At 45.3% G+C, this 25,115-nt stretch carries 19 protein-coding genes and 1 riboswitch; of the genes, 11 read left to right on the plus strand and 8 right to left on the minus strand.

What is annotated here, in order from left to right; all coding sequences use genetic code 11:
• The first annotated feature begins 103 nt into the window (after nucleotides 1-103).
• From AB4232_RS01790 to csdA, 3 genes are all read left to right on the plus strand, one after another.
• On the plus strand, nucleotides 104-886 hold the full coding sequence (locus AB4232_RS01790; protein ID WP_029223107.1) for an outer membrane protein OmpK: 783 nt from the start codon (nucleotides 104-106) through the stop codon (nucleotides 884-886).
• 110 nt (nucleotides 887-996) lie between these two features.
• A complete protein-coding gene (panE, locus tag AB4232_RS01795) occupies nucleotides 997-1,890 on the plus strand; it encodes a 2-dehydropantoate 2-reductase (protein ID WP_372085875.1) in 894 nt (297 codons plus the stop codon).
• Nucleotides 1,891-1,976: 86 nt separating this feature from the next.
• Nucleotides 1,977-3,188: a cysteine desulfurase CsdA gene (gene csdA / locus AB4232_RS01800; RefSeq protein ID WP_372085878.1), complete on the plus strand. Its 1,212-nt coding sequence runs from the start codon at nucleotides 1,977-1,979 to the stop codon at nucleotides 3,186-3,188.
• 97 nt (nucleotides 3,189-3,285) lie between these two features.
• Here csdA and csdE read toward each other — a convergent pair whose 3' ends face one another.
• The 4 genes from csdE to AB4232_RS01820 form a co-directional block, all read right to left on the minus strand.
• Nucleotides 3,286-3,714, minus strand: coding sequence for a cysteine desulfurase sulfur acceptor subunit CsdE (gene csdE, locus AB4232_RS01805; RefSeq protein WP_372085880.1), 429 nt, complete (start codon nucleotides 3,712-3,714; stop codon nucleotides 3,286-3,288).
• A gap of 41 nt (nucleotides 3,715-3,755) precedes the next feature.
• Nucleotides 3,756-4,565 (minus strand): tRNA cyclic N6-threonylcarbamoyladenosine(37) synthase TcdA, encoded by an 810-nt coding sequence (tcdA, locus tag AB4232_RS01810; RefSeq protein WP_371702545.1) that lies wholly within the window; start codon nucleotides 4,563-4,565, stop codon nucleotides 3,756-3,758.
• Nucleotides 4,566-4,678: 113 nt separating this feature from the next.
• Nucleotides 4,679-5,791 (minus strand): murein transglycosylase A, encoded by a 1,113-nt coding sequence (gene mltA / locus AB4232_RS01815; RefSeq protein ID WP_009848359.1) that lies wholly within the window; start codon nucleotides 5,789-5,791, stop codon nucleotides 4,679-4,681.
• Nucleotides 5,792-5,872: 81 nt separating this feature from the next.
• Nucleotides 5,873-6,361, minus strand: a complete 489-nt coding sequence (locus AB4232_RS01820; protein WP_017098026.1) for a DUF2850 domain-containing protein — start codon at nucleotides 6,359-6,361, stop codon at nucleotides 5,873-5,875.
• A 146-nt stretch (nucleotides 6,362-6,507) separates the two neighbouring features.
• On the opposite strand from AB4232_RS01820, the gene argA reads away from it, so the two are divergent.
• The gene (argA, locus tag AB4232_RS01825; protein WP_372085882.1) at nucleotides 6,508-7,845 is read left to right on the plus strand and encodes an amino-acid N-acetyltransferase; all 1,338 of its coding nucleotides are present in this window, start codon (nucleotides 6,508-6,510) and stop codon (nucleotides 7,843-7,845) included.
• Between the two features lie 278 nt (nucleotides 7,846-8,123).
• Nucleotides 8,124-8,315: a hypothetical protein gene (locus tag AB4232_RS01830; RefSeq protein WP_009848356.1), complete on the plus strand. Its 192-nt coding sequence runs from the start codon at nucleotides 8,124-8,126 to the stop codon at nucleotides 8,313-8,315.
• A 101-nt stretch (nucleotides 8,316-8,416) separates the two neighbouring features.
• On the opposite strand, the gene recD is transcribed toward AB4232_RS01830, so the two are convergent.
• From recD to AB4232_RS01850, 4 genes are all read right to left on the minus strand, one after another.
• Nucleotides 8,417-10,642 carry an exodeoxyribonuclease V subunit alpha gene (recD, locus tag AB4232_RS01835; RefSeq protein ID WP_372085898.1) on the minus strand — a complete coding sequence of 742 codons (2,226 nt, stop codon included), beginning with the start codon at nucleotides 10,640-10,642 and terminating at the stop codon, nucleotides 8,417-8,419.
• Nucleotides 10,639-14,313, minus strand: coding sequence for an exodeoxyribonuclease V subunit beta (recB, locus tag AB4232_RS01840; RefSeq protein ID WP_372085884.1), 3,675 nt, complete (start codon nucleotides 14,311-14,313; stop codon nucleotides 10,639-10,641). The genes recD and recB overlap by 4 nt, the downstream gene beginning before the upstream one ends.
• A 423-nt stretch (nucleotides 14,314-14,736) precedes the next feature.
• Nucleotides 14,737-18,249, minus strand: coding sequence for an exodeoxyribonuclease V subunit gamma (gene recC, locus AB4232_RS01845; protein WP_372085886.1), 3,513 nt, complete (start codon nucleotides 18,247-18,249; stop codon nucleotides 14,737-14,739).
• 127 nt (nucleotides 18,250-18,376) lie between these two features.
• Complete coding sequence (locus AB4232_RS01850) at nucleotides 18,377-19,372, minus strand: TDT family transporter (protein WP_372085888.1); 996 nt, start codon at nucleotides 19,370-19,372, stop codon at nucleotides 18,377-18,379.
• Nucleotides 19,373-19,533: 161 nt separating this feature from the next.
• On the opposite strand from AB4232_RS01850, the gene AB4232_RS01855 reads away from it, so the two are divergent.
• The 6 genes from AB4232_RS01855 to dapD all read left to right on the plus strand — a co-directional run bounded on the left by AB4232_RS01855 (nucleotide 19,534) and on the right by dapD (nucleotide 25,089).
• The gene (locus AB4232_RS01855) at nucleotides 19,534-20,430 is read left to right on the plus strand and encodes a LysR family transcriptional regulator (RefSeq protein WP_009848350.1); all 897 of its coding nucleotides are present in this window, start codon (nucleotides 19,534-19,536) and stop codon (nucleotides 20,428-20,430) included.
• Between the two features lie 88 nt (nucleotides 20,431-20,518).
• Entirely contained in the window at nucleotides 20,519-20,812 is a 294-nt protein-coding gene (locus AB4232_RS01860) for a YebG family protein (protein WP_004735185.1), read from the plus strand.
• A 155-nt stretch (nucleotides 20,813-20,967) separates the two neighbouring features.
• Nucleotides 20,968-21,051, plus strand: a riboswitch (Fluoride riboswitch).
• Between the two features lie 194 nt (nucleotides 21,052-21,245).
• Nucleotides 21,246-21,938 carry an iron-sulfur cluster assembly scaffold protein gene (locus AB4232_RS01865; protein WP_372085891.1) on the plus strand — a complete coding sequence of 231 codons (693 nt, stop codon included), beginning with the start codon at nucleotides 21,246-21,248 and terminating at the stop codon, nucleotides 21,936-21,938.
• A 24-nt stretch (nucleotides 21,939-21,962) separates the two neighbouring features.
• Nucleotides 21,963-22,958 carry a GGGtGRT protein gene (locus AB4232_RS01870; RefSeq protein ID WP_372085894.1) on the plus strand — a complete coding sequence of 332 codons (996 nt, stop codon included), beginning with the start codon at nucleotides 21,963-21,965 and terminating at the stop codon, nucleotides 22,956-22,958.
• Between the two features lie 229 nt (nucleotides 22,959-23,187).
• Nucleotides 23,188-23,829: a MarC family protein gene (locus AB4232_RS01875; RefSeq protein ID WP_017079911.1), complete on the plus strand. Its 642-nt coding sequence runs from the start codon at nucleotides 23,188-23,190 to the stop codon at nucleotides 23,827-23,829.
• A gap of 228 nt (nucleotides 23,830-24,057) precedes the next feature.
• On the plus strand, nucleotides 24,058-25,089 hold the full coding sequence (gene dapD, locus AB4232_RS01880) for a 2,3,4,5-tetrahydropyridine-2,6-dicarboxylate N-succinyltransferase (RefSeq protein ID WP_017087717.1): 1,032 nt from the start codon (nucleotides 24,058-24,060) through the stop codon (nucleotides 25,087-25,089).
• Nucleotides 25,090-25,115 lie beyond the last annotated feature (26 nt).

The following is a 25,115-nucleotide window of genomic DNA, read 5'->3' on the forward strand; positions in this document are numbered from 1 at the left end:
CTCACTTTTATTTGAGAACAAAATCGCTATTATGCTCGGCATTCGGACATATAAACACGCACGGATTAGCGGGTTACTTATTTCAAACATAGAGAGTTCCATTATGCGTAAATCACTTTTAACTCTTGGCTTACTTGCAGCAGTATCTGCTCCTGTAATGGCAGCTGATTATTCTGACGGCGACATCCATAAGAACGATTACAAATGGATGCAGTTCAACCTTATGGGTGCTATTGACGAACTTCCGGGCGAATCAACTCATGATTACCTGGAGATGGAATTTGGCGGTCGCTCTGGAATCTTCGATCTTTACGGTTACGTTGACGTATTCAACCTAACGTCAGACTCAAGCAGCGATAAAGCAAAATCTGAAAAGATGTTCATGAAATTTGCGCCTCGTATGTCTCTAGATGGACTTACAGGTAAAGATCTTTCTTTCGGTCCAGTTCAAGAGCTTTACGTATCTACACTTATGGAATGGGGTGGTAACTCTGGCGTTAACACTCAAAAAGTTGGTTTAGGTTCTGACGTAATGGTTCCGTGGTTAGGCAAAATTGGCCTAAACCTTTACGGTACATACGATTCAAACAAGAAAGATTGGAACGGTTACCAAGTTTCTGCAAACTGGTTTAAACCTTTCTACTTCTTCGAGAACGGTTCATTCATCTCTTACCAAGGTTACATCGATTACCAATTTGGTCTGGAAGACAAGTACTCTTCTGCAAGTAACGGTGGTGCAATGTACAATGGTATCTACTGGCACTCAGATCGTTTCGCTGTTGGTTACGGCCTAAAAGGTTACAAAGACATCTACGGCATTAAAGATACTGATGGATTCAAATCAACAGGCTTTGGTCACTACGTTGCAGTAACTTACAAGTTCTAATCGAACGTCTAAGAAAGTTTCCAAAATGGCACCCTCGGGTGCCATTTTTTATTGCTTTCATTTAATGCCTCGCTATCCTTGCAACACCACTTTCTTATCTCGGTATTGCTGTGAACATCACTATTGTTGGCCCTGGGTCCATCGGCTCTTTATGGGCGATAAAACTACTTCAAGCTGGTCATAATGTGGCTTTGTGGAGTCGTTCCACTGATAACTCAATTGATTTATCGCTTGATCGACAAGCTCCCCTTTCCTTCAGTAACAACAATATCGAAAAGCTATCAGCGAGTGATTTGATTATTTTCACGGTCAAAGCTTGGCAAGTAGAAGAAGCCACCACTCCGTTACTTCAATATCTAGACTCTGACACCATTCTCATGTTCATGCACAACGGTATGGGAGCGGTCGATAACATTGCTAATCAAATTGACGCTCACCCGGTAATATTGGCGACCACCACCCAAGCGGCATTCAAACCCAATCGCAACAATGTATCCCACACAGGAATCGGCCAAACTCAATTGGGTGCTTTTAACCTCAAGGGTCAACAGTGCACTTTTTTAGTTGATGTGTTGGAGCATGCCTTACCTGCTGTGAGTTGGAATCCAGAAATAAAAACCGCACTCTGGACTAAGCTCGCCATGAATTGTGCCATCAACCCACTGACTGGGTTGGAACAAATCAAAAACGGAGAGCTTGCTGACAAAAGATTTAGCGAAGCTCTGAGTTCTATAATTAAAGAACTCACGCAAGTGATGCAGGCGGAAGGCATTACTTGTTCATTTGACGAATTAGAGACAAGCGTCAACAAGGTTATTCAAGCGACAGCAAAGAACAATTCCTCAATGAAGCAAGATGTGTTTTACCAACGAAAGACAGAGATCGACTTCATTACCGGACACCTAATAAAAACCGCGCGTAAGCATCAGATAGAAGTTCCGGTTAACCAAAAGCTCTTCGATCAGGTTAAAGAACGAGAAAATAGCTGGAATCATCAAGATTAGTCAGCAACGGTTAAAAAGTCGCGATAAAATAACGATACCGCTCAGCATAACGCTAGCACCAATTTCCAAGATTTAGGTAAGAATAGATGCTTGATATTAATCACATCCGAGAGCAGTTTCCTGCGCTATCACAAACCATTAACCAACAACCGTTGATTTACTTAGACAGCGCGGCGACGACACAAAAACCTCAGATAGTTATTGATGCCATTAGCCGATATTACTCCAAGCAAAATGCCAATGTTCACCGTGGTAGTCATAGCTTAACAGCGAACGCGACCAGTCAATTTGAAGCAGCCAGAAACAAGGTCGCTCAGTTTATTGGCGCGACATCGTCAAAAGAGATTATTTGGACTCGCGGTGCAACCGAAGCACTTAACCTGATCGCACAAACTTACGCGAGAAGCACGCTTCAACCTGGCGATGAGATCTTAGTCAGCGAAATGGAACATCACGCCAACATCGTGCCTTGGCAAATTGTGGCTGAACAAACGGGTGCTAAAGTCGTAAAAGTACCAATGACATCAGATTGTGACTTTGACGTTGTTGCGTTTGACGCCCTTTTGAATGAACGAACTAAGATTGTTGCTCTGGCTCAGATAACTAATGTGACTGGTTCTCGTCAGCCCATTGAAGAAGTGATCGAGAATGCACACAAGATGAATGCGATTGTTGTGGTCGATGGAGCGCAAGGTATTGTTCATGAACCCGTTGATGTTGCGGCTTTAGGTGCGGATTTCTACGTTTTCTCAGGACACAAGCTCTACGCCCCTGCAGGCATCGGTGTACTTTACGGCAAGCTAGAATTGCTCCAAGCGATGCCTCCTTGGCATGGTGGTGGCAAAATGGTCGAGCGCGTCTCTTTCTCTGGTACTACTTTTTCTGAACTGCCGGGGAAGTTTGAAGCAGGCACGCCAAATGTGGCGGGAGCGATAGCATTAAGTACCGCAATAGAATGGTTAAGTGGTTTTGCTCAGCGAGATGTCGAAAATCATATCCACCAGCTACAGCACGAGACTTATCTTGCACTCAGTAAACTGGATGATATTCAGGTATTGGGTTATCAACCCAACGCGAGTGTGATTACTTTTGTGATGGACGGTGTTCACCATCAAGATATTGCTACTCTGCTGGATCAGCAAGGTATCGCAGTACGTGCTGGACACCACTGTGCTCACCCATTAATGGATGCACTTAATGTGAAAGGAACGGTTCGTATTTCATTTGGTATTTATAACAATCTAGATGATGTTGAAAAGCTCGTAGCGGCGATAGAAAAAGCCGTTGATATGCTTTAGCGAGTAGCGAGTAGCGAGTAGCGAGTAGCGAGTAGCGAAATTATGTAGGGTTGCCGTTTAGCGTCAACCCTTTTTGTTTCTGTGTATCTAAGAAAGGTTAAGCACTTAGCTCTTGGATTTGAGCAACAATCGCCTTTAAACCGTTACCGCGAGATGGGCTTAGATGGGTAATTAACCCGATTTTTTCAAAGTATCCATCGATATCAAATGCTTGAACCTGCTCTGATGTTTTTCCATCATACGCAGCCATCACTAAAGCGATTAGACCGCGAACGATACGAGCATCAGAATCAGCGCAAAAATACCAAACACCATCGATGTTCTGAGAAACCAACCACACTTGGCTTTCACAATCAGATACGACAACCTGATCATTTTTCAGTTCATCAGGCATAGTTGGCAGTTTCTTACCCCATTGAATCACTTGACGATAACGGTCTTCCCAGCCGCTGAAAGTCTGCATTTTTGCGACAATATCATCACTGGTAATTTCTTGGCCGAATGGAGAACTTGGAAATGACGTCATTTTTATATCCAGTAAATTCTTAGTAAGCGTAGAGTAACGAGTTACTTAGTATGCTTTTGAATGATCTTTTCTACGATACGCGAAACAGCCACAAAACCAAAAGTCGCGGTTACCACTGTCGCGGCACCAAAACCCGTCGCGCAATCCATACGTTTTGGACCTTCTGCGGTCGCTTTCGCAGCACATACACTGCCGTCGGCTTGAGGGTATTTAAGTTGCTCAGTCGAGAACACACAATCGATACCAAACTTACGCGCAGGGTTCTTAGGGAAATTATGATGACGACGCAATGTGTCTTTCAATTTCTTCGCTAACGGATCTTGAATCGTTTTAGTCAGATCAGCCACTTTAATTTGAGTCGGGTCAACTTGCCCACCCGCGCCACCCGTAGTGATCACTTTGATTTTGTTGCTACGGCAATACGCCAACAGCGAAGCCTTAGCTTTCATGCTATCAATCGCATCGAGCACAAAGTCGAACTCTTTCGATAGGTATTCAGCCTGATTATCAGGACCAATAAAGTCGTCGATCAGGTTCACTTTACACTCAGGATTAATCAGCTTAACACGCTCTGCCATCACTTCGATTTTACTCTTACCAACCGTGCCCGACATTGCGTGGATTTGACGGTTAATGTTCGTCACGCACACATCATCCATATCGATCAATGTCAGCTCACCTAAACCAGTACGAGCAAGCGCTTCAACCGCCCATGAACCGACACCGCCAATACCGATCACACACACGTGTGCTGCTCTAAGTATATCTACTTCACTATTGCCATACAGGCGACGAGTGCCACCAAATCGTTGGTCATAGTTTTCTGAAGCTGGAGTGGTCAATTCACGCATTGTTGCCGCCAATTTATTTCTGAGAAAAAGAAAAGAGTGCGTTTTATACGCACTCTTGAATTAAAAGTCTAGGGGATTAGCGATTCGCTTTCAATGCCCCATTTTATTGTTGTTTACTCGACCTTTTCAGGAGGCAAAGCCCAAGGCGCTTCGGTTGCGCTGCCATCTAGACCCAGCTTCCACACCCGACCAAAATGCTTGTAATGACCCGCTTCAGTTCCTGCTCGTGGGCCCATACCATGGTAGAGGTCCAAATGGTTTTGCTTAACCGCACCACCGGTATCTAAAACCAATAGTAGTCTTAGTTGGTGCGCGCCGCTCCAAGTACCATCAGCATTCAGTAACGGAACCTCAGCTAGGATAGGTGTTCCCATTGGTAAGATAGAGCGATCGCCCGCTACTGCCGCCATCGGTAATAGAGGAATGCCAGCACTTCCCATTACGGATAGATCATCTCTCGCGCTAAAGAAGACGAAAGATGGGTTTTGCTCAAGCAGCTCTTTTACCACTTCAGGATCGTTCGCCAATACCCACTCTTTGATTGCTTTCAGTGACATTTTTTCGCGTGGCACTAAACCTCTTTCGATCAAAACACGACCAATACTCACGTAAGCTTTATTGTTCTTACCCGCGTATGCAAAATACTGCAGCGTGTCATCATCTCCGAAATGCACAAAGCCGCTGCCCTGTACTTCCATCATAAATGGGTCGATACGGTTTGCTGAATAACCTAACTCAAGACCTTGACCTTCTAATGCACCGTTGTAGATCTCTTCGCGTGTTGGGCACTCTTTATCACACTCTGGAAGCCCATAAACAGGGAATCGGTATTCTTCGTTTGCTTCATGTCGCAACTCCATTACAGGAGAAAAATAGCCCGTGAACAAAACATTGCCTTGCTTATCGCCGCCACCTAATTGAGCAGTTTGAACACCAAAATTCGCTAGCTCGCTTGGCTCTCCACTCAGCACCGCCCATTCATTGAGTTGCTGATAAAGCGGCTCATAGATTTTAGCCATCGAAGGGGATTTAGAAACCACCATCTCAGCTTGCTCTGCAAATGCGGTGAAGTCTCTTGGTTTATTAGATTCAACCAAATCGACCTTATTTAAGGTTCGGGGAAATTCACCATCAAGGTGTTGTTGGGCAAGATCAGTGGGTTGAGCACAGCCAAATAAGAAAGAGGCAGCAACAAGGGGAAGCCATTTTTTAATCACAAGAGTCATCCTAAATATTCTATGCATCGAGGATGACAAAAACGATCAGATAACACAATCTTAGATTGTAAATGTTTACAGTAAGATAACCTATCGAACTGAGTTATCGATATAACCTTTAAGGCGAAAGACTGGATTATAGTGATTATCCGATACAAGCATCATTTCTGTTTTATCAGAATTCGTTAGGCGAAAGTGATACGTTTTATTACCTGCCTTATATTCGAAGTACTTGCCATCAAAATCAAAATGAGTCGACACAACAGAGCCTCGCACTGACACACCATTTTCACTCAGCACAAACTCGTCCGCAGCATAACGAGCGACATCTTGCTCGACCCAAGTTCCATATATTTGACTATTAGGTGTTATCGCATCTTGCACTCTATAAAACACATCGGCGAACAAGGAAGCGACGGCAAACGAACCCACCAAAGCTAAAACCATTAAACTGCGTTCAATGAGCTTACGTCTCAATTTAGGTTTGTTGCGCTGCTCTGCTCCACTGTAGAGACCTTTTGCGATCTCATCAATCTTACTCTTTCTTACTGGATTTTTTTGCATTCGTTTACGACTCATAAGGATGCTGTACGCATTGTACACTGAGACAGTTTATAAAACGAAGCCTAGATGAGAATAGTTTGCGCTTCATTCCAAAAAGTTGTTGTTCAGATTTGAATTTAAATGCTAAATTATCGAATAAATAAACAAGGAAGACTTATTCTGTGAAATTAAGAAGTACGGCGCTAGTCAAAGGCTTTAGGCAATCGACCCCTTATGTAAATGCTCACCGTGGTAAAACCATGGTGATTATGTTGGGAGGTGAAGCAGTTGCCGATAGAAACTTTGGCAACATTATCAGTGATATAGCTCTACTTCATAGCCTTGGGGTTAAGATTGTTCTCGTTCATGGGGCAAGACCACAGATCAACCAACTGTTAGAGAAACAAGACTGCCATACGCCTTACCATAAAAATATTAGAGTCACAGATGAATATTCTTTAGGTGTTGCAATGCAGGCGGCTGGACAACTGCAACTTGCGATCACCGCTCGCCTTTCAATGAGTTTGAACAACACCCCAATGGCAGGAACTCAACTCAATGTTATGAGTGGTAACTTCATTACCGCTCAACCCTTAGGCGTCGATGATGGTACAGATTACTGCCACAGCGGACGCATTCGTCGAATAGACATCGAAGGGATCAATCGCACCCTTGACCAAGGTTCCATCGTCCTTCTTGGGCCTATTGCCAGTTCAGTCACTGGCGAAAGCTTTAACCTGCTTTCGGAAGAGGTCGCGACACAAGTTGCTATCCGTTTGAAAGCCGACAAACTGATTGGCTTTTGTTCTGAGCAAGGGGTGACTGACGAAAGCGGTAATGTACTCGCCGAACTCTTCCCTAAAGACGCCAAGCAAATTCTTGAACGCTTAACGGAATCCCAGAACCCCGTCGAAGACATGAGCACCGGAACACTGCGCTTCTTGAAAGGAGCGATCTCCGCTTGCCGAGCAGGCGTGCCTCGTTGTCACTTGATCAGCTACAAAGCCGATGGCGCATTGATCCAAGAGCTATTCTCTTTTGATGGTATTGGAACCCAAGTGGTCATGGCGAGTGCCGAACAAGTCAGACAAGCTCAGATTGATGACATCGGTGGTATCTTTGACCTCATTCGCCCTCTTGAAGAACAAGGCATTCTTGTTCGTCGCTCAAGAGAGCAGTTAGAACAAGAAGTCCATCGTTTTACTATCATCGAAAAAGACGGTCTGATCATTGGTTGCGCTGCGCTGTACGCTTATCCAGAAGATCACATGGCAGAGATGGCCTGCGTGGCAATTCACCCTGACTACCGAGATGGAAACCGTGGGCAGTTACTGCTTGATTACATGCGTCATCAGTCCAAATCTCGTGATATCGACCAAATCTTTGTTCTTACCACACACAGCCTTCATTGGTTCCGTGAACAGGGTTTTTACGAGATTACTGTTGATGAATTACCAATGGAAAAACAAGGTCTGTACAACTATCAAAGGAATTCCAAGATCTTAGCGTTAAATGTGTAAATTAAATTTAGATTAAAATCTCACTTTAATAAGGAATCTATTGCAAATGTAATCGTTTCTCATGTGATATTTATCAAATATGCACTTTCATTCACAGCTATAATTGTATAGAATTTGCACGCTTTATGAATATCGACAAGCGTTTTTATTGGAATGCCGCCGAATGTTTAACCTATGACATTTAGGTGGTCACTGCACGGATTGCTATACCCGTTAACGATCAGCATGCTAGTAGTCAGTCTGCTCGTTAATATAAACAGCAAAAGAGCAACATTGATATGAGAACCATTGTTTGTAACTCGCTGCAAAGTTTTTGGGATATGGCTGATAACCAATTCTTAGAAGGGTTAGACGTACACTGCGTGTTCCCTGTGAGCGAAAATCTAAAAGAGTTTATTTTGAATTGCCAACCAAAATACAAGATAAACCATATATCGTTTACTCGAGCGTTTTTGGGTACTGATTCCTGATAGCGTTCAGAGCAACCACGGATGGTTGCTTTGTGTATACGATTTACCCTGCTATTTCGTTGTTTTACTTCCAGCAACACCTCCACTAAAACCAATGACCGTCAGTTAGTTAATCGACTTCCTAAACCACTCACTCGCTCTGTTTTTACCTTAATACCACGCTTCAATACATTGGTATCACTGAACATCATCAGTCGTTTCTTAGCACGTGTAATACCCGTATAGATAAGTTCTCGCGTTAAAATAGGGCTGAAGTCTGGCGGTAAGATCATTAAGGTCAGATCAAATTCACTGCCTTGAGATTTGTGTATCGTCATTGCATACGCGGTTTCATGATCAGGCACTCGACTTGGTAGTACAGCTTTTACACTGCCATCGGGCAATTCAAAGTACACCTTTAATCGAGGGGCTGAGTTATCATCAATTGAAGAAGAGCTACTTACATCAGCCTCAAGCATACAGATACCAATATCACCATTGTATAAACCTAAGCCATGATCATTGCGCGTTACCATTACTGGTCGCCCGTGATACCACAATTCATCGTTGTGCGGATTCACCAAGCGTCTTGCGGCAAGTGCCCTTTCGATTCTGTGGTTGAGGCCTTTAACACCAAAGTCACCTTCGCGAATGGAACACAGCAACCGACACTGGCTGAACAAATCGAGAACCGATTTCGCTCTCGCTTCTTGAGTTTCTAGCTCTTCCAATGGCACATTCATTCGGTTCAGATACGCACCATATTCATTAACTAAAGTACGTAGCATCAAGTTATAGCTGTCACTCGACAAGGGATGATTCTCAATATCCGCAAACCCTTTCGCAAACACTTGATCGACCTGATTAGCAGAGCCGTTATTGATCGCCTTTGCCAACTGTCCGATACCTGAACGTGCATCAAAACGGTAACTCTTCTGCAGCATACACAAACTATCGGCAATCGCAGGAGGGTTAGCCGATCCTGTTTTGACCTGTCTGGGTTTAACTATCGCATCAAAGCCTGTCATTTCCGCAATCAAGTTACCTTGCGCTGTGCTGTAACCTGTTGAATTAAACGAGCAGATATCACCCAACACGGCACCAGCTTCTACTGAAGCGAGCTGGTCTTTATCACCAAGCAGAATCAACCTTGCGTGTTCAGGGAGTGCATCCACCAGCTTATACATCATGGATAAGTCGACCATCGATGCTTCATCCACCACCAAGATATCAAGGTGAAGTGGATTACGTCGGTTGTGTCTAAACTCCGCTCGATTGGGGATCGCACCAAGTAATCGGTGCAAAGTGCTCGATTCCGTCGGTATGTTGGCCTTTACTTCAGGTGCTAGAGGCAATTGTTCAATCGCTTTACCAATCGACTCAGTTAAACGCGCCGCCGCTTTACCTGTCGGAGCCACCAGCTTGATCGTCGGTATTTTACCTTGGCTGAGTGATTGCTCGACCATCGCCGACAGCAACTTAGTTACCGTGGTCGTTTTACCGGTACCCGGCCCACCAGAAATCACCGCGAAGCGACGACTTAACGCCACCGCTGCCGCTAATTTTTGCCAGTTCAAACAGACAGATAACGGCACTAGACTATCCAGCACATCTAAATCGGTCACTTGTTTGGCTTGAACAATCGCTTGATCGATAGAACCCCAATCCAAAGCCTGTTCATCGACGATATCTAGATGGTCACACACTAACTGCTGACGTAATACCTGAGAGGTTTGTTGGTTTGCTTCAGCCTTGGTTAAGGCATTAAACAGGAAGTGATAACTGCGTGCAAAAAGCTGATTGAGCGTCTCAGTCAGTGCTTTTTTCTGCTCAATATTGAACTCTACTGGCTTACTTAAACGGTTTAGAGTTTCAGCCAACACAACTTCGTAGTTCCAATAACGCTGTAAGTAGACACGCTGCCCATCAAACATCAGCGGCTTAACGCAGTCATTGGTTGTTCCAACTAGGTTAGATGATTGCAGAACAGTCACCCAATCAATACCCAACAGTTTTTGGTTCAATTGCAGTGCCGTTTCACCGTACAAACCAAGCAACTGGCCAAGATCTGTCGTTAGTTCAGGGCCAGCCGTTTGAGCTTGTATAAGCTGAGTACAAATATGCCCCTTGCCTAATTCATGGCTTACAACGCCAGCTAGAAACCCTATTTCTTGAGAATGACTTGTCGCTTGCTGAGAAATAAAACGGGCAAACTGATAATCCAGCTGACGAATTGAGCCCTTATCAGCGAGGAACTTTAATACATCCATGAGTTGCTCAGGGATAAGTGAAACTGGCTTAACAGAATTCGCTGTTTCTATGGTGGTATTAGTGGTCGTTGTCATTATAGAAGCCCCATCTGTCCAGTTTCATTGTCATTCAATTGTGCTGAACGTCTGTCTATCACTTTACCGTCAATCAATTGATCCATTTCATCGAGCAAAGCCAATGTAGGTTTAGCAGAGAAAATACCTTGTTGAGATTGGCCGTCCATTCCTCTTAAAAACAAGTAATAGACCCCACCAAAGTGCTGATCATAGCTGTAATCCGCAACGCGGCTGCGTAAGAAGCGGTGCAATGCCAACGCATAGATTTGATATTGCAGATCATAACGGTGGTCGGCCATCGCCGATTTCAATGCCTCACCATGGTAGACGGCAACATCATCACCTAAATGATTCGATTTCCAGTCGAGCACATAGTATTTACCTTGGTGCTCGAACACTAAATCGATGAAGCCTTTCAGCATGCCTTGTACTGTTTGGAAACCTAAGTCGCCCGCTTTAGCCGATAACGGATCATGATATTGAATGGTTTGATTCAGCTCAGATGCGGCCAACACTTCGATCGGCAACAAGAACTCCATTTCGACTAATCGTTGAGTCGAGTCTTTCTCACTCAGCTTTAGATTTTTGCCATCCAATGCGGTATTAAGAACGGTATCGACCAGTTGTTGAAGCACAGGTAGCCACTCTAACTCGTATTGCTCTGACTCTAATAAGTGAGTAATTACTTGCGTGTTATGTTCGCTGGTTGCTGGCTCAGTAAATTCAACATCCTCAAATAAGGTGTGCAAGAAAGTACCAGGGCGAGCGCCACGAGGGAACGTGAATATAGAACGTTCAGGTTCAATCAATTCCGACTCGTCTTGTTCATCAGCCGAATCAATATCAAAACCTGACACCTCAATCGTCGCATCATGGTTTGCGCCGTGACTGCCTTGTTTTACAAGCCCCGAGTAACTGGTGATTCGCCAAGCTCGGTCAATTGAAGCTTTAAGTTCACTAGCCTGTAAGTCGTCACTCACTTGCTCTGTTTGCACAAAAACTTGTTCGTGAGCGGTAGGCGTTTCAGACAGCAATACGCTTGAATTCTTACCCTCAATCGCTGACAGAGCTTGATGTAACTCAGCGATGCCTTGCTCTTGTCCATTTTGAACCAAGTAGCCCATGGCACTTAAGTGAACGCCGGTCGGCTCTTTGGTTGAACGCCCTTTACGTAAAGGAGCCATACCAATGAAACAACCGTAAACGGCACGAGTAAGCGCCACGTAAATCAAACGTAAGTCTTCCGCCAATCGCTCTTTGTCGGCTTGCGCTAAGGCACTGTCGCTACCCGTAATATCAAGCACTGTGGTATCTGATTCATGGTCGTAGAACTTACCTTCACTCGCTTCACGATAACTCGCCACGAACGGCAGGAATACTAGGTCATATTCCAAACCTTTCGATTTATGAATAGTGACGATTTGAACTAAGTTTCTCTCTGATTCAAGGCGTTGAATGTCATCTTCACTGCCACCTAAACCATTTTGCGCATCTGATATCGCTTCTGCTAGCCAACGTAACAAACCATAGTCGCTGTCGAGCTCCTGCCTAGCTTGTTGCAACAGTTCGCCAATGTGCATCAAATCAGTGAGTGAGCGCTCACCATTTTCTTCTTCCAGTAAGCGTTCCGCGAGATGTCGTTTACTGATCACGCTGCGAAGCATTGGTAATACGCCACGTTGCAGCCACAACTTACGATATTCTCTAAACTCGTTAACGACGTTTTCCCACACCACTTCATCGTTGTTGAGTTCATCCAATGATGCGGCATCCAGAGCAAACAATTCCGACGCTAAACTGGCACGTAATGCTCGGTCATTTTCAGGTGTCAGCACCGCCTGCAACAAACGTTGAATATCTTGTGCAACCAAGCTGGTGAACACGCTATCTCGGTTAGACAAATACACACTCGCAATGCCTTGTTCCGACAACGCGTTCTTGATTAGACGACCTTCACTACCGGTTCGAACCAAGACAGCAATATCACCCGCATTCACGGCATGTTGTTTTTTGCCGTTATCAAAATAAGCTTGCTGGTTTTGAGAAGCGGTCAGAATGGTTTGAATTTGACTCGCCGTCGCTTCAGCCATTGCCTTGTGATATTCACCTTTCGGTAAGGGCTTGTCTTCAGCCTCTTGCAGCCAAAAGGTGAGAGCATGCTGAGTTTCTCCGTTCATCACCCATTGGCGTTTGTCGGCTGATGGACTGGCTGCAACAGGCAAAAATGGAATATCTTGATCATAGATAAACGGGCTATCCGAATTCATAAACACTTGGTTTACCGCGCTGACCATATCAGCACTCGAACGCCAGTTAGTGCCTAACGTATAGTGAGCACTAACTTGGTTTCTTGCCTTAATGTAGGTAAAGATATCCGCACCACGGAAGCCATAGATAGCCTGCTTCGGGTCGCCGATCATAAACAGACCGCATTGCGGATTATCGAGATAGATTCGGCTAAAAATACTGTATTGCAGCGGATCGGTATCTTGGAATTCATCGATCATCGCCACTGGGTATAAGGTGCGGATTCTCTCCACAAGCAGTGATTGCTCATCCACATCAATGGACGCGGATAACTGGGTCAGCAAATCATCAAATGATAACCACTGCTTCTGCTGCTTAGCCTTGGCTAGCATAGTTCGACAATGAATAATCGCATGCGCCAGCAATGGAGCTTTTAGATCTGCTGGAGAATTTAAGAAGTCCTCAATCGCTTCGAAAACGGCGTGCTGAGGTGCAGTGCCTTTTGGTGTTTTTTCGCTTAGAGTGGCTTGTGAGAACTTCTCTAATTTATCTGGGAACTGATAATCATGAGTATCACTTTGTGCCCATGCAGTCACCGCTTCTAACCAAGTCGGCAAAGACTTCTTGGTGTAGCTGCGCTTGTTCACATCCGAGCCAGAGATCAAAGCCAAAAAGTCCGCTTCGGATTCACACCATAGCGCTTTAAGTTGCTTCACTTTGTCTAGGTTCTGGCTGTGCAGAGTTTGCAGGTCGCCAGACATCGCATCTACCGTTAGCTTCAACGGAGATCCTGTCAGATAACGGTTTACGTCAGCCAATAGCGAAGCGGGAGAACCCCAGATATTACGAACCTCGCCAGCTAATTGAATCGGCAGCGGGTAGAACTGTTTACGCCAATAGTCGGCGACCACTTGTGCTTTTAGGTGGCTTTCATCGGTCACAAATTCATTATCAAAACGGCTTCCTGATTCAAAAGCATTTTGGGTCAACATTCGCTGACAGAAACCGTGAATGGTGTAGACCGCGGCTTCATCCATTTGTCTTTCAGCATTAAGCAGGGTTTTAGCCGCGCCAGCATGATCATCGATGGCTTGTAACAAAGGAGCAATCACTGGGTCGTCACTTTGCCCACGTGCAAACGCAATACGTGCATCGTGGATTCGAGCACGGATACGGTCTCGCAGCTCAGCCGTTGCCGCTTCAGTAAAGGTCACCACCAGAATTTGGTCTACGGTTAGCGGCTCATGGTGTCGAGTGGCTTCAGTCAGATCGCCTTGCGGTGCAGCCGTGCCGTGCCCGAGCAGTAGGCGCAAGTACAAGCCAGCGATGGTAAATGTTTTACCCGTACCCGCTGATGCTTCAATTAAACGCGCGCCATGAAGTGGAAACGTCATGGTATCGAGTGTCTGTGGAGTGATTACCTGAACACTGCTTGTGGTCGTCATGCCTTACTGCCTTTTGATAGATGAGTCTGTTAAAAATGTGACTATTGCTATAAATGTGACCTAGCGTGGAAAACGTCATTCAATTTACGCCCTACGCTAATTTGTTAATAGTTAGTGCGATCTCTCTCACGGATCAATTCAGATCGCCTCGCTACTATGCGCCCACGAGTTCAGGAGCGCGTACGAGTTTTGTACTTTCCGGCGCTACTTTGAACCACAGAATAATGGTCCCTCTGACCTGTGGCCGTACAGCGAACGCCCTACACTAATAATGATTTACTGGCGGCCACTTTATTTCCTGTACCTTGCTTCACTTCGATTCCCTTCACCTTGAAAGCAAGCACCCCAAATGCTGACCAGCGACTCTCTTTCGTCTTCTATTAATTCAGCGCGCACGCTATTGATCTTGTCGATCACAGCCACTTACTCCTGCTCTTCCAGATCGGCAGCAGCCAACCTTGCCGCCTGTAGCACAAGCGTTGAATACATACGCGACTCAGTAGCCAGTTCATCATCCCACTTAGACCAAATACGTGAGATGTAGGTATCTCTGCCCTCGCCCGTGAAAGCGAAGCTATCATTAAAAGTATCGGCCATTTTCTTAAGTGACTTTTCTTCGTCATCGACCCATTTACCACGACTAAAGCCAGCCTCAACGCCAGCCAATGCGGTTTTCGGGAAGTAAGGTAGCGGTGCTGTCATGCCTTGATAAAACAGCCGTACTAACTCAGCCAACAAGCTCTTCGCCTGCTGCGCATCACCGATAGGTTGTAGCGTTTGGTGAACGACGCCCTCTTTTCTGTCGTAGCCAATAATATGGGTCGTTTTTCCGTGTCCCATCACAGCGCAGGATAGATGATCAATCCACGCAGCCAAGTAATCTTGAGAGCGTATTTTTCCGCTACGGAAACGAACTAGACCCGATTGATAGTTTTGAGTTAACCAACCCATCAAGCGAACAGGTTTACCTTCGCCTAACACATCAAATTCGATATTCACTTCGAGATCTTGTTGCGGCGAGCCGCTCACAAATCGAATCTCTTTAGCTAAGTCTTCCGCTTGAACACGGTTGGTTTCAAACTCGATATCACCAAAGGCGCCAACCGGTAATCGGCCCTGTGCTTTTTGCTCAGAGACAAACAGTCGCACTGCTTCGTCTGCGCCTTCAGGGTGGTCTAGCAGCACTTGCAGCAAAGCATCCTTAAGTTGGAAACTCTCTAAACCATTAAGTACAAATGGCTCATCGTCTTCCATTACCGGAAGCGGCGGCTCAAACACCACTTTGAGACGGCGATTAAAGAAGTACTGCACTGGCAAACGCCAAAAACGCTGTAACTCAACCAGGTCCAATTCCAACGGGTACGTTGCCCCCAACAAATAGTCATCCAATGCACGATTGAATTCACCACTGCGTTCACCAGAACGGTTAGCCGCAGGAAGCCATTCTTTGGCGTAACTCAGCACATGGCTTGCATCACCTTGAGTAAAGGCTGCAGGGCTAAATGGTGTCATGGTGTGCTCAAAGCTGATCGCTTGAGTCAACTTGATGCCTGAATCATCACTTGGTAGTGCTTGGTCTTCACTTAGGCAGTAGTTCTGTTGGCAGTACTCTATCAATTCAGAAACCAACACCGATGGCACTCGCTCAGTATTATCTTGAATCGAACGGCCGACATAGCTGATGTACAAGCATTCTTGCGCTGACAGCATCGCCTCTAAGAATAGGTAGCGGTCATCATCACGACGAGAACGATCGCCAGGACGTGCTAGACTCTTTTTTCCTACGCCATTCGGCGAGCGAGTTTGGCCACTCATCAAGTCAAAACCTTCTGGCGGCATTGAGCGAGGGTAAACACCATCATTCATACCTAACAAACAGACGGTTTTGAACGGGATAGAACGCATCGGCATCAAGGTACAAAAGTTAACTTGGCCAGCTAAGAATCGCTGACTAATACGCGCACCCGACAGTTTATTATTCAAATACTGATAGATGATGCTTGGTGATAGTTCTTGTTCATATAAAGCATCATCAAGCTGTTCATTCAGTTGCGAAAGCGCATCACGAATCGATTTGAGCACCACCTCGCCTTCCAGCTCAACCGCAAAGAAATCATCAATCATTTGCAGCAAGGTTTCACGCCACATGTCGATAGATTGTGTTTCAGTTAAGCGTTGACGGTAATGGGCAATACGATCGATAAAGTGAGCTAACTTACCTGCAAGTTCGGCGTTAATGCCTTGAACTTCGTTATAAGCGGCAATCGGAGAGTGTTCAGTTTCAAACAAACCTGCAGAATCCGACATCGCATATCCTAATAACATGCGCTGAATGCCGAATAGCCAAGTGTTTTGCTCGGTCGCAGGTAGATCAAATTCTGTCGCCGTTAAAGCATCGACACCCCAACGGATCCCCGCTTCTTCAACCCATTGCTTGGCTTGCTCGAATTGAAACTCGTCAATACCAAAGCGTGCCATCATCGCAGGTATTTCTAACAGCTCTAGCAACTCAGAGGCTAAACAGCGCGTGTTCGGTAGCGCGACCAACTGCATGAAAGCGGTCAGAATTGGGCTTTCTTGGTCTGCGGTTCTATCAGAGATCGAGTAAGGGATATAACGCTCACCCGGAGCATTACCAAATACCGCCTGAATCGCTGGACTATAAGCATTAATGTCAGACACCATAACGATGATATCGCGTGGTTTCAGAGTCGGGTTGGCATCAAACATCGCCAACAACTGATCATGAAGGACTTCAACCTCACGCATTGGGCTGTGACACGCATGTACGGTCAGAGAGCGATCGCCAAGCTCAACCACCTGTTTATGGTTGCTGGAATCTAAGATGTGGTCGTCTTGATGATCTTCTAACTGAAGAATATCAGCTTGCAATTGATGCAGCAGGTTATCCCTCTCAACATCAATAAAGAACTCATGCTCTTCGCTGTCTGATTGAGATAGCAAGAACAGGTTATCTCTGCCCAGCTTTCCCATAGACGCAAGTAAACTATTACCCACGGCTTGGCTGGTATGCAGTTCGTCTTCAACGTTGGCTTCAATGCCATCTTTCAATGGTGATACTTCGCCTTCTAGTTGAGGTAAACCATCAACCAACGCAAACTGCTTGCGACGCTGGGCTTCAACTCTTGCCAAATATTTACGGTCGCGAATATCGCCCCAGTAATGTTGGCAAGGGTTGGTAAACATCAAGTGCACATCAATCTGCTCGCCAAGTGCTTTCAACGCATCCATGTAACGAGGAGGCAGCGAAGAAATACCAAACACAAATAAGCGTTTAGGCAGATGTTGCAGTTGACCTTGTTGCTTGGCTAGCGCTTCAATAAAGTCGTGATACAAGTTGCCACGGTGATATTTAGATTGGCCTTGAGACAAGGTTTGCTCATAGAGTGCTTGCCACAAAATCGGTTGCCAAGGGTGCTCTTGCTGCCCTTCATCATCGACCAATTCAGCAACGGGCTCTCCCGCTTCCCACATCACCATCCACTCCGGTCGATACACCAAGTAACCATCGAAGATATCGGCAATTTTCTCTGCCAATTGATACAACTTAGAGTCATCTTCATCATTTTCAAGATAACGTTGCAGAGGCAAGAAATCAGGGTGGTCAAGCTTAGCGGGTAGTAAACTCATCAACTTCCACGTCATCGCTTCTTTGTTAAAAGCACTGCGTTTAGGTACATCAGGAAGCACTTGGGTAAACATATCCCAAATGAAGGTTGCTGGAAGTGGGAAATCGATATTTGCTGCTACACCAAACTCTTTGGCGAGTTCCATCTTAAGCCATTGAGACATACCTGGGCTCTGAACCAAGATCTGCTCTTTTTCGAAAGGATTGGCTAAAGGATCACTTTTGATTAAGTGAACGAGAAGGATTTTTAAAGTATCGACTTTATTGGAATGGTAAACAGTAAACAAAGTGCACTCACGCTAATCTTGCCACAATATAAAGCCAGATTAGCATAAGTGCCGAGTTTGGATTAGGAATATAAGCTTATGAAATACTGAAAACTTAAGGTCCGTTTATCTTTTGAACTATTGCTTCTTACAATCGACTGCCTACCGCACTTAGAACACGGTGAGGTTTGTAATTCATGTAATAACGAACCGCCACATAACCCACTACAAACGTTGCCACAATCAATTCTAGATACGCTAGGTTGAAGACTTGATCCACATAGTGAGTTTCCACACCAACAGTTTGCATCCAAGCCGCCAATTTGAATAGCGCCGTTGCACCAATTACGATTGGGAAAGTGAACGCCGCATAGCCAGGGCTGAATGGCAGACGAAGTAGTTTGAAAAACGCGATGTAGATAATAAACGTCATCAACACCGCGATACCAAATAGCAAACCAATGATCACTGGCGAAGGATTTGCCGTCACCGTTAGGTAGCCAGCTAAAGATAGACTTGCTGGTGCCGCCATAATCGCAATGGTTGGTTTTGCTGCGTCAGGCACTTCATGAGAGAAGATCAAACGGTAGATCATGAGCGGTAGCATTACGGCGTAAACCAATAAGCCAAAGACTAAAGTCGCGTGAGCAACAGGTTCTAAGATCGGGTTACCTGAAAAAGAAACGTCAGCCACGATAATACCGATTGGTGGCACAAACCAACTTGGTACCATGTGGTGAATCTCAAAGTTTTTAGCTCTGTGGTATAAGAAGCTCACCAAGAACACGACATGTAACGCTACCGAAGCGAGCCACACAGCTTCTTGTAAGAATTGAGAGATCGGAGCCAACGACGCTGACACCACCATGCACCCCATTGCGAATGTGGGTACAACACTGCCGACAACAGGGTGAGCAAGGTCTTCACGTAATAAGTGGCCGTGAATCAAAAATTTCACTGCTAAAACAAGAAGTAATACAGCCGCAATAGCAGCACTGACCCACTGCACCAAACCCGGTGTGTGCAAAATACCTTGTGCGACTAAAACACCATCCCAACACCAGCCTAAACTTGCAATTGCGAGTGCTAACCCTGCCATGGGTGTTGGAGCTCCTGTTAATCTATATTTAATACGTTGAATCATGTCAGCCTCTCTTAAACTTAATTCACTAAACTTGTGAACTCATCAGCTTGTTGAAGCCATAATACGCTTGCGCTTCGTTAAACAATATCCAATTATATATAACAAGCGTTCATTAATGCTGAACGATATCTTTCCACCAGCAGCGCAAAACTAGGAACCTGATGGCTAATATTTCAATCAAACAACTCAAAGTGTTTGTCACTATTACCCAGCATTCGACGCTTACCGCCGCATCAGAAGCGCTATTTCTGTCTAAAGCCGCTGTCAGCATGGCGCTGGGCGAAATGGAGAAACAGTTAGGTCACTCTCTATTTGACCGGGTCAACAACAGATTAATTCTCAATCAAGAAGGACAAAAGCTACTTCCTTTGGCTGACGAGATTCTTCACAGAGCCGCAGGCATCGATGTTTTATTCCGAGATGACCAACCATTAAGTGGCAATTTAAAGGTTGGCGCGAGTGACACGATTGGTAATCAGGTCGCACCGTTTATTCTGTCTGGCTTTCGCGAGCTAACTCAGCATCAAGATCAGAGCTTATTCATTTCAAACAGTGCGCTGATCTGCCAAAAGTTGGTGGATTATGAACTGGATATCGCGTTAATTGAAGGAAAAACACTCCATCCGGAGTTGATCTCAAGCCAGTTCAGTAGCGATGAAATGTGTATTATTGTTAGTAATCAACACCCTCTCAATTCAAAAGAAAAAGTGATTTTAAGCGATTTAGAAGATAGTCATTGGATTTTACGTGAGTCTGGTTCAGGAACTCGCGAGTTTTTCCTGCGTGCCGTCGCACCACGCATCGAACATTGGTATGAATCCTTTGAGCTCAACACGACTGAGGCGATCATCAATTCTGTTTCTGCCAATCTTGGATTCGCGTGTTTATCACGGCTAGCTGCGCAACGAGCAATTGACTCAGGCCGAGTGAAAGCACTCGATGTCCCACTCGACATGAAACGACGTTTCTGGATGCTGGTCCATAAAGACAAATATCAAAGCCCGCTACTGAAATCTTTCATGAGTTATTGTGAAGACTGGGCTACACATCAAGATTGAGGCCGCATTGTTAGGGCTCCAACTGGACTTTTAACATCAGAAACTGTATAAAAAGCCAGTGAAATTTATCAAACTTAGAGGATTAACCATGGCTGTTATCGTCAAGTACGTGGTCGAACGCAACGGAGAAGAGAAAATGACTTTTACCTCTAAAGCCGAAGCTGACGCATACGACAAAATGCTGGATATGGCTGATGAGCTTTTTGAACTATTAAGCAAAAGCGATTTAGTTGAAGATGAAGGCAAGCAAGAAGAGCTTGCAATGTACCTAGCGAAGAATAAAGAAGAAGTTCTTTATGCATTAGGTGCTAAGCGCAAACCAGCTCCGAAAAAAGAAAAGAAACTTGAAGCTGTTGAAGACGCAGAAGAAGATGCAGCGTAACTAGCTGATATCTATGTTGAAAACGTCAATGACACCTCTAATTAGAGTCCGTTATTGGCGTTTTTTTATACTTATCGAAATATAATGAACTCTGTTTATAGTCGAAATCGCTCTAAACATTCGCTTGCATGAAAGTGTGATAAAGTTCTAATCTATAGCCATCAGGTGATGGGGTTCCACCTAAGCTTTTGCTTCAACCGCCCGTTCTTTCGAACAGTGCTAATGACTCCTACAGAATCGAAAACAGGTAATACTGTTGGATGTATCGCTATTCCTCCATTTTGAAATGGACTTAGTCTCTTAAGACCGAGCTTCATGACACCTTTGGATTATCGATACTCAAGATCTGTAGTGAATTAGCCGCACCTCTTCCAACACGTCCTGTTTTCTCAACGCCCTAGGTCTTAAATGGCTCTATCAGTGAGAAAACATTATGCACTACTCTTCAGAAATTCAATCAATGTGCCCTATTCAAAGGGGTGATCTTCACACTTCAGCGCCAATTCCAGTTGAAGGCGCCATGGTTAGCCCAAAAGATGTCATCGCTATTTCTGGTTTAAGCCATGGCGTAGGCACTTGTGCACCACAACAAGGTGCAGCAAAACTAACGCTGAACGTAAAAAACGGCATCATCGAAGAAGCGCTAATCGAAACGATTGGTTGTTCAGGCATGACTCAATCAGCCGCGATGGCAGCCGAAATCCTCACAGGAAGAACCATTCTTGAAGCTCTGAATACTGACTTGGTGTGTGATGCAATCAACGTAGCGATGCGTGAGATCTTTCTGCAATTCGTTTACGGTCGAACTCAATCCGCATTCTCTGAAGGCGGCCTAGAAATTGGCGCAGCATTGGAAGACTTAGGTCAAACACAACGTAGCCAAGTAGGCACCAGCTATTCAACTTCAGCGAAAGGCGTTCGTTACCTAGAGCTTGCAGAAGGCTACGTGACCAAGCTTGCACTTGATGACCATAGCGAAGTGATTGGCTACGAATATCTCAACCTCGGCAAAATAATGAAGGCGATTAATCAAGGCGTGTCAGCCAATGAAGCAGCAGACCTTGCTATGGGAACTTACGGTCGCTTCGATGAAGCCGTAACCACCATTAACCCACGCCAACAATAATTTTTGCCAATTTAGAGGAAAGATATGATGAACACTCAATTTAATGAATCAGTAACTCGCGTATTGGCAGAAATGAACTTCGACTCTTTAGAGCAAGCGAACCAATACTGTAAATCACACAATGTCGACCCAAAAGCCATGGTGATGGACACCCAACCAATCGCTTTTGAAAGCGCTGCCGATGCTTATATCCTTGGCTCAGCACTGGCGTTATTTCGCAAAGCCACCAACGCTGAACAAGCTGCAAATATCATTGGTGAAGGCCTTCAAGCATTCACTAAACCCGGCAGTGTTGCTGAGCAACGCCAAGTGGGTATCGGCCACGGTGCGCTAGCTGCTCGTCTTCTCAATGAAGAGAGCCATTGCTTCGCCTTTCTTGCGGGTCACGAGTCTTTTGCTGCAGCTGAAGGTGCGATTAAAATTGCGCTAAACGTCAACAAATCACGTCAAAACCCATTGAAAGTAATCCTAAATGGTCTAGGTAAAGATGCGGCTTACTTAATTTCTCGCATCAATGGTTTTACCTATGTTCGTACTCAATACGATTACCAAACAGGTGAGCTTGTTGAAACCGAACGTCGCCGCTTCTCACAAGGCCCTCGCGGAGAGATCTTGTGTTACGGCGCTGATGATGTACGTGAAGGCGTGGCAATCATGCACCGAGAAGAAGTGGATGTAAGTATTACGGGTAACTCAACGAACCCAACGCGCTTCCAACACCCTGTAGCAGGTATCTACAAAGCAGAACGTACTCGCCAAGGTTTGCCTTACTTCTCAGTTGCTTCAGGCGGCGGTACAGGTAGAACATTGCACCCAGATAACGTGGCAGCAGGCCCTGCGTCTTACGGCATGACAGATACTATGGGTAGAATGCACGCTGATGCTCAGTTCGCAGGTAGCTCTTCTGTTCCGGCTCACGTTGCAATGATGGGCTTCATCGGTATGGGTAACAATCCAATGGTCGGTGCGACGGTTGCATTGGCTGTGGCTGTGGCTGTGAGCGAATCTCAAAACGCATAACGACAACGTTGAGCGCCATGATCTATCCATAGAATAGAATCCGTTAACTGAGAAACAAGCAATAACAGACGACCAAAACTCTACACCTATCACTAAAACCAAACAGCCAGCCTTATGCTGGCTGTTTTTTATTCACACTTGCTCTACTATCTATTTCTAATAATTATTTATATCTAAGATTAAATACACAAACTATTGGTATTTAACTGCATCTTTTCAAAGGAATAATATGAAAGAGCTCATCATTCATACCATTACCGTGTTCATGGGCTTTTTTGCCATAATGAACCCTATCGCTAATACGCCCATCTTTCTTGGATTAACCGGTGATAATGATAGGGAAACGGTTAAATCTATCGCATTCCGATCGGTACTCATTGCCTTCGTTATCGTTAGTACTTTTGCGATCTCTGGCAAACTGATCTTTGACCTCTTTGGTATCACGTTGTACGCGCTGCGCATCACGGGCGGCATTCTGGTCTTTTTGATTGGTTTTCACATGCTGCAAGGTGACTCAACACACTCAAAAGCAAAAGAGAAAGTGAACTCAGACGCCCAGCGAGACGCAGCTCTAAGTATCGCCGTATCACCTTTAGCCATGCCAATACTGGCTGGACCGGGCACCATTGCCACTGCAATGAACTTCGCCAGTACCGAAGGTATTTACGAGACCATCATTACCATCGTGGCATTTGGCCTCCTCTGCACCCTAACCTATGTACTGTTTGTATTCGGCGAACGCTTCGTTAAAGCTGTCGGACCAAGCGCATTGAACGTGATTACTCGAATGATGGGCTTGATACTCGCCGTTATCGGTATGCAGATGTTGATTGAAGGGATTGAACAGGCTTATAAGGCGTTGTTTATCTAGAGTACGACCATAATTGCGTTGAACTGCATCACTTTCTCATTGCAGAAAACTATCTCTCAAAAGACAAGCAATATCATTTTACAGACTTTATCCCGATACGCCCTTTCATAACGAGGGCGCTCTCTTTATGATGAACGCAATTAAATTAACTTTGCTAACGGCAGCGCTTGTTATTCGAGTCGCTGTTATGGAATAGCAAAATCAAGACTCAACACATGGAGATTCAACATGGCTTACTTTTCACTAGCCTTCGGTACGGCAACCAAAAACCGCGACAATAAAATCATTGAAGCGTTCTTCCCTAACCCACTTCTAAACCCAAGCGATGCTCTTGTAGCTGCTGTGGCTGAAGTTGCAGGTTACACTGAAGGCAACCAAGCTATCGAAATCTCTGCTGCACAAAGCGCAGAACTGGCGAAAGCATTCGCAGCAAACGACGATGCAGCAAACGCATCTTTCGCAGAAAAAGCAGCAGCATCTGAGCAGCCACTTGTTCTTGTTGTTCTTGCGGCTGACGAGAAGCCAGCATCAGTTGCTGAAGGCTTCCTAAAGCTACAACTTATCTCTAACCGCCTAGTACAACCACACGGTACAGTACTAGACGGCATCTTCGGTCTACTGCACAACATCGCATGGACAAACGAAGGCCCAATCGACCTTCCTGAGCTACCAGAGCGTCAAATCGAAGCTCGCCTTGCGGGTCGCGCTCTGTCTGTAGATTGCGTAGACAAGTTCCCTAAAATGGTGGATTACGTAGTACCAACAGGTATTCGTATTGCTGATACTTCTCGTGTTCGTCTTGGCGCACACGTAGGCGAAGGCACAACGGTAATGCACGAAGGTTTCATCAACTTCAATGCGGGTACTACTGGCGTGAGCATGGTTGAAGGTCGTATCTCTGCGGGTGTTGTTGTGGGTAACGGTTCAGACATCGGCGGCGGCGCTTCTATCATGGGTACTCTGTCTGGCGGCGGTACTATGGTTATCTCTATCGGCGAAAACTGCCTGCTAGGCGCAAACGCGGGTCTTGGCTTCCCAATGGGCGACCGTTGCACGGTTGAGTCTGGTCTTTACGTGACTGCAGGTACTAAAGTTCGCATGCTAGATAAAGAAGGCAACGAAGTAGAAATCATTAAAGCCCGTGACCTTGCTGGCGTTTCTGACCTTCTGTTCCGTCGTAACTCGATTACTGGCCAAATTGAATGTCTTGCGAACAAGTCTGCTGTTGAACTGAACAGTGAGCTACACAGCAACAACTAATCTATGCTCTAGATGCTAGATGCTAG

Source organism: Vibrio sp. 10N.286.46.A8 (assembly GCF_041470165.1).
Taxonomy (GTDB): Bacteria; Pseudomonadota; Gammaproteobacteria; order Enterobacterales; family Vibrionaceae; genus Vibrio; species Vibrio tasmaniensis_A.

Bases quoted from the DNA above. Each gene is read 5' to 3' on its own strand.
- csdE (WP_372085880.1), bottom strand. From the start codon at position 3,714: ATGACGTCATTTCCAAGTTCTCCATTCGGCCAAGAAATTACCAGTGAT.
- AB4232_RS01855 (WP_009848350.1), top strand. From the start codon at position 19,534: ATGGCTAATATTTCAATCAAACAACTCAAAGTGTTTGTCACTATTACC.
- mltA (WP_009848359.1), bottom strand. From the start codon at position 5,791: ATGACTCTTGTGATTAAAAAATGGCTTCCCCTTGTTGCTGCCTCTTTC.
- AB4232_RS01870 (WP_372085894.1), top strand. From the start codon at position 21,963: ATGATGAACACTCAATTTAATGAATCAGTAACTCGCGTATTGGCAGAA.
- AB4232_RS01830 (WP_009848356.1), top strand. From the start codon at position 8,124: ATGAGAACCATTGTTTGTAACTCGCTGCAAAGTTTTTGGGATATGGCT.
- AB4232_RS01860 (WP_004735185.1), top strand. From the start codon at position 20,519: ATGGCTGTTATCGTCAAGTACGTGGTCGAACGCAACGGAGAAGAGAAA.
- AB4232_RS01865 (WP_372085891.1), top strand. From the start codon at position 21,246: ATGCACTACTCTTCAGAAATTCAATCAATGTGCCCTATTCAAAGGGGT.
- AB4232_RS01820 (WP_017098026.1), bottom strand. From the start codon at position 6,361: ATGAGTCGTAAACGAATGCAAAAAAATCCAGTAAGAAAGAGTAAGATT.
- dapD (WP_017087717.1), top strand. From the start codon at position 24,058: ATGGCTTACTTTTCACTAGCCTTCGGTACGGCAACCAAAAACCGCGAC.
- AB4232_RS01875 (WP_017079911.1), top strand. From the start codon at position 23,188: ATGAAAGAGCTCATCATTCATACCATTACCGTGTTCATGGGCTTTTTT.
- AB4232_RS01790 (WP_029223107.1), top strand. From the start codon at position 104: ATGCGTAAATCACTTTTAACTCTTGGCTTACTTGCAGCAGTATCTGCT.
- recB (WP_372085884.1), bottom strand. From the start codon at position 14,313: ATGACGACCACAAGCAGTGTTCAGGTAATCACTCCACAGACACTCGAT.
- tcdA (WP_371702545.1), bottom strand. From the start codon at position 4,565: ATGCGTGAATTGACCACTCCAGCTTCAGAAAACTATGACCAACGATTT.
- csdA (WP_372085878.1), top strand. From the start codon at position 1,977: ATGCTTGATATTAATCACATCCGAGAGCAGTTTCCTGCGCTATCACAA.
- AB4232_RS01850 (WP_372085888.1), bottom strand. From the start codon at position 19,372: ATGATTCAACGTATTAAATATAGATTAACAGGAGCTCCAACACCCATG.